This is a genomic window from Bradyrhizobium sp. Rc3b, from assembly GCF_900114915.1.
Lineage (GTDB): Bacteria > Pseudomonadota > Alphaproteobacteria > Rhizobiales > Xanthobacteraceae > Bradyrhizobium.
Window position 1 is genome coordinate 1 of record NZ_FOUS01000041.1, and the last position, 10862, is coordinate 10862.

Sequence of the window (10862 nt, forward strand, 5' to 3'; positions counted from 1 at the left end):
CGCGGCGTGATGCCGATGCATTGCTCGGCCAATGTCGGCGCCAAGGGCGACGCGGCGATCTTCTTCGGCCTGTCCGGCACCGGCAAGACCACGCTGTCGGCCGATCCCAACCGTACGCTGATCGGCGATGACGAGCATGGCTGGGGCCCGAACGGCGTCTTCAATTTCGAAGGCGGCTGCTACGCCAAGTGCATCAAGCTGTCGCAGGAAGACGAACCCGAGATCTACGCGGCCTCGACCCGCTTCGGGGCGGTTCTCGAGAACTGCGTGCTCGACGAAGATACCCGCGTGGTGGATTTCGAGGACGGCTCCAAGACCGAGAACACGCGTTCGGCCTACCCGCTCCACTTCATCCCGAACGCCTCACGCACCGGCCGTGCTCCTCACCCGCGAAATTTGGTGATGCTTTCAGCTGATGCCTTCGGCGTGCTGCCGCCGATCGCAAAACTCTCGCCGGCGCAGGCGATGTATCACTTCCTCTCCGGCTACACAGCCAAGGTTGCGGGCACCGAGCGCGGTCTCGGCAACGAGCCGCAGCCGGAATTCTCGACCTGCTTTGGCTCGCCGTTCTTACCTTTAGATCCCTCCGTATACGGCAACATGTTGCGCGAGCTAATAGCTAAGCACAGTGTCGACTGTTGGCTCGTTAACACCGGGTGGACGGGCGGCAAGTATGGCGCGGGAAGCCGTATGCCAATTCAGTTGACGCGCGCACTGGTCACCGCCGCGCTCGACGGCTCGCTCCTCGACGTCGAATTCCGCACTGACAAATATTTTGGCTTTGCAGTCCCGACTGCGCTGCCGGGCGTGCCGGCCGAGATCCTCAACCCAGTCAATACCTGGAAGGACAAGGACGAGTTCGACAAGACCGCCCGTGCGCTGGTCGGTATGTTCCAGAAGAATTTTGCCAAGTTTGAAGCTAAGGTTGACGCTGAAGTTCGAGCTGAAATCGAAGCTTACGCGTCATCGCTAATCCGAGCTGTCGCATAGGCCTGCGGCCGTTCCGCGATGAGCTAGCTTGATCTGAGGTTTCTTTTGTCGCGCCCTTTCTTGCTCATGGTTGCTGGGCCGAACGGATCGGGCAAGACCACGCTCACGCAGTATTTGCGCGATAAGGGCATTGATTTTGGCGTCTACATAAACCCCGATGACATCGCGAAAACTCTTGAGGGCACATACGATGATCGGGTACGAGCGGCGCAATCGGAAGCTGATACGCTCCGGGAGCGCTGCATCCATGACCGCGCCAGCTTTAGCTTCGAAACCGTGATGTCCCATCCAAGTAAGCTCGCCATCTTGGGTCGAGCTAATGCTGCTGGGTTCAAGACTTCGATGTTTTTTGTTGGGACCGACGACCCGACCACCAACATCGCTCGCGTTGCTGCACGTGTCGAATTGGGCGGACACGACGTGCCGAGGAATAAGATCGTTGATCGTTGGCACCGCACGATGAACAGTCTGCGCGAAGCGATGAGAATTGTCGATGAGTCCTTCGTTTTCGACAACAGCTCGATTGATTTCGGACCGCGGTTGATTCTCCGCCTCGAAAATGTTGATGGCCATCATGTTGCAAGACATGTGAATGCACAGTTCATCCCGCCGTGGGCGGTGAACTATTGTTTGTGGCCTGAGAGCCCTTTGGAAGCCGACTCGATCGAAGGCGACTCTTTAGCCTCACAGTCCCGGTAAGCCCCAATGCATCTGATCCCCGCAATTTTGCTGCGGCCGTAAAGATCCGCACCCTTGCTATCAACGTATCGCTCGCAACCTTTGCGGCGCCCTTGCTGGAGCATTCGGTGCAATGGCGCCGGACTCGAGGCAGACGAGACCCAGTCGGTCTGGGCTGACCTTGGGGCATGAGGGCGGGGATGGGCGCGGAGATCTCGTATGGGCATGGGCCTCTCACTCTAGTTCGGACGGCACGCGGGACTATTTTTTTGCTCTGGCGATGCGATTTGCCAGGTCAGAATGCAGATGGGCCCAAACGTCGGTGATCAGCTGATGGTGGCCGCTCATCTTCTGTGGCGGGCGCGTAAGAAAAATTCCGATGCCTATCGCCTCGCCGCCAACCTGATCTTGAATGCAGAGGCTTGTCTATGCGCCTCCTGACGGCTTTGCTGCAATGGATTGCGTTCTTTTGGAAAGGCGCCGCCGTCCACGCCGGCACCCGATATCGGCGCGCCTCCTTCGCGGACACATGTCTATCGCAACGTCGTGCAGTACGGCCCTGTCCATTGGGTCAACTCTCAGGCGGATGCCACGCCGTTGCTATCAAGCAATGCGATCGTCTTGGTCAAAGGTACCTCGGGTGCAAAGTGGCTTCTCATGAACTGTCCGGATGACTGTGGGGAAGTGAGGCGGATCAGTGTGTCAGAGGCGATGCCTCCAGCATGGAAGTTCCGAGCGGAAGCCGATGGGACGATCTCGCTGTTTCCTTCGGTTCATTTAACGTCGGGGTGTCGCGTCCACTTCGTCCTACGCCATAACAAGGCGCACGTTATTTAAGCGCCTCGCGTTCAATCGGGCAGATTCCGATCGGGTCCGCAGCTATCGGGTACCGGGCCGATCCTGCCCTCCATCATTGCTCCTGCAAAGCCCGCTCTTTCCGGGCAAATCATCTTAAGCGTGGTTGGCGGCTTCTCAGCCATGCCGGGTCTGGGCGCTAGACTAGTGCGCCACGCATCGAGGCGGCAAGAGGATCGTTTCAGCCCGACATACGGCGCCGTTGTAGTCCGTGCCGAGCGGCACGTTCTGGATAGTGCATCCTGCCTTCCGCGCTCAAGACGGCACGTGAAAGAAATAGCCCCAGCCGCCGCTCTTGAGCGGCTTGCGCTGAACGAAGCGCGGCAAGGGCAGCGCAGACGAGGCGGTCCCTAGGCGATCGTCTCGTCTTCGAAGGCGGAACTTGGCTATCAAAGGTTTACGGTGCGATCCGCCGTTTTTCGGAAGATGTCTATCTCACCTTCGACAATCGAACGATAGCTCCGGACCTTGTGAACACTAGCGAGGAAAATCCCATCCCCGAACTCGCAGTCAGAGCAAGAAATGGAGCGCGCAGGCGCGAGAGCCTCCCAGTCTGGGTGAAGGGAGAAAGCATTACCGTTCTTCGAGCAGCGGCTGGAGAAAGCAGACTCAAGGCAACCGGTGAGACCCAGGCAAAGGCAAACTGAAAGGCGAGCGCTTCGCCCGCCGTACGACATTGTAAGGCTGGGCGATGCGAAGATTGCCAAGGCGAGATACGGCTCCGCATAATCGCCCCGGTGCCGCTGAGGCCGTTTCCATGTCCGCACGATTGTGACCGCCTGGATAGTTAAACCTACACGGCCAGTCGCGCCGTCAGGCCGACATTGCCGCGAGAGTTGAGACGAATCTCTCCGCGACGTCTCCGCGCGAACATTGGATGCGCTCGTTCACGCCGGCTGCGGAGCGCATATCGATCTCACCGTAAAGGCAAATCGGTAGCTGCCGATTGTTGTTGAAGCGCCGGTCCGGACCACCCTTGCGATTCACATAACGCCAAGTCTGGTCGACCACGATGGCGTCACGAGGTGGAGTCTCTTCCTCGATGAACCGAGCATTTCGGAACGCGAACTGGACATCCTGGTAGGCGAAAGCTGCAATCGTCCTGCCGGCAGTGACGAGGATGGCGTCAGGCGTCAGGTAGAAGGTCTCTTTTCCAAGTGGCAGCTTCAGGAAATCGACGTTGCTTTTGACCAAGAGCGGCTTGTCTCTGCCCAAGGAGATCGGGTGCCGTCGTATCAGCTTCGAGGCACCAGCATTGCGCTTCCAATCCGCTTCCTGCATCTCAAGAGGAACGTTCCAGATGCCGCCGCAACTGGCCAAATCGTGAAAGGCCGAAGCGAGGCTTTCAAAGCGGGACGAAAAATCCGCTGACAGCTCGTACTCGAGCGACACGGTGCTGGATTGGCGACCATGGATTGCGAGCGATCCGACGATCAGAACCGCGCCGGCCGTCAGGACAAAGGCCGCGAGAGGGGGGACGGCGAAAGCTGAGCCGGCGACCATCAGGGCGCCAGTGGCAAAGAGTGCGGTCAGCATCCCGATCAATATCTTGTACCGCCCCCATCTGGATCGGGCGGCCGCCAAAGTTTGCGCAATATCGATGGTTGAATTGGCGACTAGCTCATCGATCGGAGCACTGTCGATCACCGTGGCCTGGCTGACCTCGATCGGATCAGGGACCGGCGGCTGGTGTACGTCCGGCAGGGGAGGCGGCGAGGCGTTTGCCGCCCCATATGGTTGGTATGACGTCCACGACACTCCCGATCCCGGCAGACCTATCGTCGTGCGCCTACCACCTGGGCCAACAGTGTAGTGCAGGCCGCGCGGCCCGAGCGTAACACTGGCACCACTCCCGCTCACATTCAGCCGGACGCCGGGAATGATCTTGAAGCTGCGGCGGAATCTAAAGACCATTCAGAACAACGATTGGCAAACGGTGAAAGTAGGATCGTGCCATTCTATCTTGCAGACATCGAATGCTACAAGAGTGAGGGGGCGCTGGTCCGCCCCGTATAGTTGATGGAGGTCTAAGGGGGGTCTGCCCCCGCGTTAATCCTGATACATAGCCCGTCGCGCCGCTCGATCGTTTTGTCCGGCCCTTCAGGCACATTGTTTGGGGCACTGCCCACAACTGCCTTTTGAGTATGGTTCGCCGACGAACTGATGTCGACCAGCTCGCGAGCTTGATGACTGGCTCGCAAGGCGTTCGTGGTCGATGATTTAAAAGACAGACCAGCTTCGGGCAGAGCGACCGGAACTGATATCGCAACCATGCTCCAGGAGCGGGCGATTACCGTGGTTGAAAGCAGCCGCTCCTCATTGCGTCGACACTGGCTCGGGCGAGCCCCTAATAGTCGGGCTTCAGAAGGGCAACTTCCACAGGAAATAGAGTAGCGCAGCAATGACTCCCCAGAAAAGTATGCCGCGGAAGATGAAGGCGAGCGTCATGTTAATCGCCGTCTCGCCCAATCGCTGCGCCAGGACGGTTTCCATCGATCGCGTTTGCCAGCACTTCTAAGAACACCTGATGCCATGCATCATCATCGGGAAGCTCCCACTCTCGTAGGCTGCCGACACGGGCCAGAGCAATGACGCCAGCGATCGCGGTTGGCGCTGACCGGATGAGCACATTCGCATGGTCCGCGAGAGCATGGCTCCTTTGAAGTGCTGATTTCGTCCGCAGCATCAAACCCGGCCCAACAATCGAGCTTCGGCGATACGGACAACGCCCCGTCGTAGCGCGGCCGACAGCTCGCGGTGACGCTCGATCACGACGTAGAGTCTTTCCCGAAGCGCCTGCAGCAGTCGACCGGGTGGAAATTTCCTGCGATGACAATGTTGGCCCCAACCAAGTAGCGGGCCTACGTTAGCATCGCGGCCATGATGATAATCAGCGTAGAGGGCCCTTCATCTGCGGTATTTCTGCTCGATTGGATTGGGCTTTCAAACGACCAAACGGCTGCATTTGGAGGTCGAGAAGTTTCACGGACGAGGGAGCGCCTTACTCGCGCAGGAAAACGGCTCCGCTCCCGCTGTTCCCGGCGTAAGGCTGCACATTTGCGCCATATCAAAGGTTGTTATCGAGCATCGGCTGCGCTTGGATACGCTTCCACATTCGAAAGGGGCGGGCGAAAAATGAAGTTGATTGCAATAGCTGCCGGTCTGTTGCTGCTCGGCGTGCTTGGACAAGCAAACGCACGCGGAGGGCATGGAGGGCGCGTCAGCTACGGCGGCGGACATCACACGACCAGTCATGGCGGCAGCTATTTGGGCGGATCCGGCTCATCACACCGTGGCGGGACTTATGTCAATTCGAGAACTGGCAACCGTTACGGCACTCATCGATAACGAGCGAAGAGGCGGGACTCGGGGCGCGGCCCATTCGATGGGGAGTTTTACCCGTGGGCTATAATAATGGGAGCCGACGTTCGGGCGGGCGTACCTGGAGAGGCAAGTTCGTCGTGATCGAGATTCCCGGTCCTATCTGAGTGAGAGATGCCGGCAATCCTGCGGGCGGACGGATTACCGAACAAGTCTGTAGCGGGCGAACTCGGCATCCACGGACACACCATCGGCGAATGGCGCCGCCGATTTTTGAAGGCTCACCTCGGTGGCCTGCTTGAGGGGGCCCGCGCTGGCCGCACTCGAACCATCAACGACGATCAGGTTGCTGCCGTGATTGAGCGGACGTTGCGCAATGACGCCGCCAGATGCGACGGATTGGCTGAGCCATAGCACCGCCACCTCTCGAGGGGGCGTTCGGATATAAGGCTCGAGACCCCAGCTTCAGAGCGCCACGAGTTCTGCTCTCTGAAGGTGACCCGAACGGGCGATGGGAGCGACCCAGGGCGGAATGTGAGCCAAGGCGGACTTAGGGCCGCGGCCCTCCGAGAGCCGTCACGTATTTGTCTGCATCTCCAAATGGAGATATACATTACCGGCGTGTCCGCAATCGAGAATTCTTGTCCGTCCATTGGAGGACACTCGGTGGCACACGTGCGAGGAGGAAGGCCATGAGTGCACCGATTCCTTTGGATGATCCCGCCCTTGATCAGGCGCTCGCAATCGTCACCGCCGACTACAATGGACCACGACCCACAATCAGCGGTGTAGACCCATTCGGCGAGCTTTTTCCGTTTACCGACGCCGAGCGCGCCCATCTGGGCGCAATGCGCGATCTAATCGAGCAGTATGTCGCTCGGCAGGATGATCCCCGACGCCCCCTGTCGCTTGCTGTATTCGGGCCCCCCGGAAGCGGAAAGTCATTCGCGGTCGAGCAAATCCTGAAGGAACTTAAGCTGGCCGCGAAGCCAATAACCGTGAATCTCACCCAAGCCGCTGACGCGAGTGCTCTTAGCGGCGTCTTGGCTCAGGCTCAGGCTCACGCTGACGCTGCGATGCCGGCGACTTCCAGATGGTCGTGGTTCAAGGGCAAGAAAAACGGCAGCTTCGCCCGAAGGGCGGTACCAGTCATCTTCTTCGACGAGTTCGATGCTCCCAGGGATGGCGCCCCGTATGGCTGGCTCGCATGGTTCCTCGCTCCGATGCAGGATGGTCAGTTCTTGCACAACGGCAATGTCATTACATTACGGCGGGCGGTGTACATCTTTGCCGGCGGCACCGCCCCGACCATGCGGCAGTTCTCTGAATTCGATCGGCTGCCCGAATTTCAGCGAGCGAAGGGGCCCGATTTCATCAGCCGCCTGCGCGGCTTTCTGGACTTGTGCGGACCAAACGAGGAGCCTCGGATGTTGCGGCGGGCAATCCTGTTTCGCGCCGAGTTGAGGGGTGCGATAGGAAAAAGTCCAGGTTCGTTCCGCCCGGATCCCAATCTCATGAAATCATTGCTGCAGGCCGGTCGATATCGTCACGGCGCGCGTTCGATTGCCGCCGTGGTCGATTTGAGCGATATAAGAAAGAACAGGCGCTTCGAATGGCAGGACCTGCCCGAGGATCATCTGCTGGGATTGCACATCGATCGCGGTCCACTGGATGCGAAATTGATCGGCGGATCGATCGCGTTCAGCGGGTACGACGAAACGGCCGAGGTCCAGGATATGTGGCGCACGGTCGCGCGCTGGCTCTGGAACGAAGGCGCGACGCTTTCTTATGCTGGCCGCTGGGCCTTGGGGCCCGGCGGCTGGCTGATGAAATTTCTCGGGGAGGAGTTACGCCGGCGACCTGCCGAGCCGCGCGCGCATCGCCGCGGCAAGCCCGACCCGTGGCTGGAAAATTTCCTCGATGACATCAAGCAGGAACGCGACTCGGTCGACGCCGTGGTACCCGTGGCAGACCGCGATCGCCTGGGCCTGAGGGTGACGTTTGCGCCCCATCTCACAGATAAGGAACGCGAGCGCGCGGCATCGGAGCCATGGCTCTGCTCGGCGCTCGAGCATTTTCGCAGGCGACTTGCAGTGACTGACGCTTCGGTTGCGAGATTCGTCGTCGCGGGAGCAAGGTCCGGACACAAGGGTCGGTTTCCAGGAATCGCCGAGGAAGTGATGCTCACGCTGGCACAGCGGAAGCCGATCTATGTCGCCGGCGCGTTCGGCGGCGCCGCTGCTGATGTCGGCTCACTGCTGGGACTCGCCCATCCACGCCGAGGTGAAGTGCCGCTGTCGTTCCAAGCGGAACCAACGGAAGCCGAAGGAAGTCTCTCGACGATCGCAGATGAGCTACGACCTGGCCCATGGACAGAGCTTCCGATCACAGCGGGTGAGGTCGCGGTATTCCTTAAAGCGCACGCGCTAGGCGGTCCCCAATGGCCGGATAACGCCCTGAGCTTCGAAGAGAACCGTCGGCTGTTTGCTTCCAATAACTCCGATGAGGTCGAGCGTCTGGTGCGGACGGGTCTCCTGCGCCTGTTTGCCAACGCTGATCCGGCGACACTGAGCTATAGCTGCCGCAATTTCGCGCTTCGGTAGGGTTGGCCGAATAATGCAGTCTTCTAGCGCATCGCGACATACTGCCTGCCGCACGAATTTGGTGTTGTAGGACCAAAGCGGACGTAGTCACAACTCACATCAGGACGCCGAATTTATGGTACACGGCCCAGTTCGGTTGTCCACTTCCTATTGTTTCTTCGATCAAACCAGCCTGCGGATTCCGACTGACGGCAACCGATCATGTTACAGCCAGCTGTTGAACGTCTCGACTCGGTATCACCAACAGCGCGTGCGATGAGGGCAGCGAAATTTACAGGGATGGCGAGTCCGATCGACCCGCGAAACTTTCGCAGATAACAGGAGCGTTGATCCGATGCCGAAGAGAACCGCCGATCCCATAGGCGCCGGCGGCCAAAGTGAGGGGAGGAAAGGCCCGTTCGGTTTGGCTGTTTGGGACGCCCTTATCCCTGGCTGTGAAGAAGACGGCGCGACAATCATGATGGGAGCGCATATTGCCTCACATATCGATGCTCCCGAGTGCGATCGGTTGCCTCATTTATTTTGCTCCCGGCTCGGGTTGAGGAGGACGCCGGTTGCGGAGATGGCCGGCGTTTCGGAGGGCCCCGGCCTCCTCCGCTGGCACCTGGCACATCATTGGGGTGCTGTGACCTCATACCCTGGAAGCGTTTCCTCCGTACTAACGAACAGCAACCGTTCGCTTGCTCGCTGCGCCAGGATCTAAGTCGACGTTGAAGCGTTCGAAGAAGCTTGTTCGGAGAGGCGGCGGCCAAGTGCTGGTGTGGTGTTGACGGCGCGCTGTATGTCTTGCGCACACGCGCGCCGTCGCGCTGCTTGGCTATCAATTTGAACGAGGATTGGAAGAAGTTCACGAACAGCCGCACAGCCAGCAGCTTGGTCGCTTCCAGACTCTCGAACCGACGATAGCCGACCATTCTGCGTAAGACGGCTCCGTTCTTCTCGACGAACGCTTGGTCATTCGGTAGGCCGGCAACGCCTGAAGACGATGTTGGCCGCCTCGCAGTAGGCTTTCAGCGTCTCGTTCAGAACACGGTATCATTGTCAGTATCGAGGCCGAGCAGCGCAAAAGGCAATTGTTTGCGCAATTCCGTCAGCACCGTGCTCAACCGTGTCTGTTCGCGCGGTCAGAGGAGCGCACTCCGTCCAGCCGGTAGCGATGTCGGTGAGCACGAGGGTCCGGGGCCGGGCGACCCGCAAGAAAAAACCGATATGGCGGTCAATTTCCGCATCAACGATCCGCCCCTGCTGCCAGGCCAAATCCAGTACGCCTGGAACAACATGAAGGGCGATCCCAACGCGCAGCGATCGTTGGTGGTCTCGCCTTTGTTGACCTTCCAGACCGAAGTCCAGTTCGTCCAGATGCCCGCGAAGCGGGCGAGTGGCCGGCTACCGTCGAGAGCAAACCAGATGTCGCCGCTGAACGAGTTGAACGGCACCACGCGCCGAGGCTCCGGACCCAGCCAACGCGCCCAATCTTTGCTTTCACGTCACGGATAATCGTCGTGCCGCCGTCCGGCTCCATCGGGAAGAGTTCCTTGACTTCGACTGGCTTACCTTGGCTTCCAGCCGGTCGCCTCCATTGGCGCATGCTGCGAGGAGGCACAGCCCAGCGCGCAGTTCCGAGCTCGCGGCCGTCGGCGCTGGTCCGGACGATCGGCGCTTTGTAGTCAGGAAAGCTTCCGGGCATCGGTAAGAGATCGCCGACTTAGCGGGTTGACCGCAGAACACGGCGCTGATCGCCGGCTCGTCGGTGGTGATCGAGTAGATTGCACATCTTCACATTTCCCGAGCAGCGTGACGTGACCGCTGCACCTGCAGCAGGGTCGCCGAAGGGCGGTGAGCGGGGCAGGAGTGAGGGCGCGAAGCTTCACACACAGCGCCGCGAAGAACACGCAGACGACCAACAGCGCTCTCACGGTAACGCGAGGCATGGATGTCAGTCGCCACCGGATCCAGACAGGGCGCTCGCTCGCCTCCTGCAAAGTACACAGTAGAACAGATAGGAGGGGCTTGATCGTGTGTGATCATTTACGTGCTTCACAATGCTTGAGGTGAGTAAGAGCGTATCTCTCCGGCGGCGGCCGTCTTGTGAAGTTTGGGCGTCTTTCTGAGGATGTGACCTTAAGTCTAGCCTTAAGGTCATGCCGCTATGCAGGTGAAGGTATTGGGCGCCGAGCGCCGGCGCCGATGGAGTTACGACGAGAAGGTCCGCCTTGTTGAGGAGACCTTGCAAGCTGGTGAGACGGTCTGCGGGATCGCGCGCCGGCATGGGGTGGCTCCGAGCCTGCTGTTCACCTGGCGTCGGCATGCGCGACAGGGCCGCCTGGGCGGTGACGCGGTGTCAGTTCTCGTTCCTGTCGAAATCACTCCGGCGCCGGCTCCGATATCGATCAGCGCGCCGCAACCGGCGTCTTC

At 59.6% G+C, this 10862-nt stretch carries 7 protein-coding genes and 5 pseudogenes; 7 read left to right on the forward strand and 5 right to left on the reverse strand.

The genetic code is table 11. From position 1 onward, the window contains the following. The 4 genes and pseudogenes from BM190_RS39145 to BM190_RS39155 form a co-directional block, all read left to right on the forward strand. Positions 1–990, forward strand: a 990-nt coding sequence (locus BM190_RS39145) for a phosphoenolpyruvate carboxykinase (ATP) (protein ID WP_143109205.1), incomplete at its 5' end; no start/stop codon positions are given. A 45-nt stretch (positions 991–1035) separates the two neighbouring features. Further along, positions 1036–1689 carry an ATPase gene (locus BM190_RS39150; protein ID WP_143109206.1) on the forward strand — a complete coding sequence of 218 codons (654 nt, stop codon included), beginning with the start codon at positions 1036–1038 and terminating at the stop codon, positions 1687–1689. A gap of 525 nt (positions 1690–2214) precedes the next feature. Next, on the forward strand, positions 2215–2505 hold the full coding sequence (locus BM190_RS42055) for a ubiquitination-like system serine protease family protein (protein WP_502687032.1): 291 nt from the start codon (positions 2215–2217) through the stop codon (positions 2503–2505). Positions 2506–2915: 410 nt separating this feature from the next. Beyond that, positions 2916–3170: pseudogene (locus BM190_RS39155) on the forward strand (nucleotidyl transferase AbiEii/AbiGii toxin family protein); the annotation flags it as partial. A gap of 166 nt (positions 3171–3336) precedes the next feature. Here BM190_RS39155 and BM190_RS39160 read toward each other — a convergent pair. The 3 genes and pseudogenes from BM190_RS39160 to BM190_RS41720 all read right to left on the reverse strand — a co-directional run bounded on the left by BM190_RS39160 (position 3337) and on the right by BM190_RS41720 (position 5016). Next, positions 3337–4281, reverse strand: a complete 945-nt coding sequence (locus tag BM190_RS39160; protein WP_244550913.1) for a hypothetical protein — start codon at positions 4279–4281, stop codon at positions 3337–3339. Next, positions 4282–4437 (reverse strand): annotated as a pseudogene (locus tag BM190_RS42060) (DUF4236 domain-containing protein); the annotation flags it as partial. Between the two features lie 447 nt (positions 4438–4884). Beyond that, positions 4885–5016, reverse strand: coding sequence for a hypothetical protein (locus tag BM190_RS41720; protein ID WP_283806157.1), 132 nt, complete (start codon positions 5014–5016; stop codon positions 4885–4887). A gap of 940 nt (positions 5017–5956) precedes the next feature. On the opposite strand from BM190_RS41720, the pseudogene BM190_RS39175 reads away from it, so the two are divergent. Then, positions 5957–6277 (forward strand): annotated as a pseudogene (locus BM190_RS39175) (IS630 family transposase); the annotation flags it as partial. 259 nt (positions 6278–6536) lie between these two features. Beyond that, complete coding sequence (locus tag BM190_RS39180) at positions 6537–8447, forward strand: AAA family ATPase (RefSeq protein WP_143109207.1); 1911 nt, start codon at positions 6537–6539, stop codon at positions 8445–8447. A 743-nt stretch (positions 8448–9190) separates the two neighbouring features. Here the strand turns inward: BM190_RS39180 and BM190_RS39185 are convergent. Both BM190_RS39185 and BM190_RS41555 read right to left on the reverse strand, forming a co-directional pair. Further along, a pseudogene (locus BM190_RS39185) lies at positions 9191–9626 on the reverse strand (ISNCY family transposase); the annotation flags it as partial. 125 nt (positions 9627–9751) lie between these two features. Continuing rightward, positions 9752–10214 (reverse strand): annotated as a pseudogene (locus BM190_RS41555) (SOS response-associated peptidase family protein); the annotation flags it as partial. Positions 10215–10596: 382 nt separating this feature from the next. Between BM190_RS41555 and tnpA the strand changes: the two are divergent. Continuing rightward, positions 10597–10862: IS66-like element accessory protein TnpA (gene tnpA / locus BM190_RS39190; protein WP_092263373.1), on the forward strand; the 266-nt coding region annotated here is incomplete at its 3' end.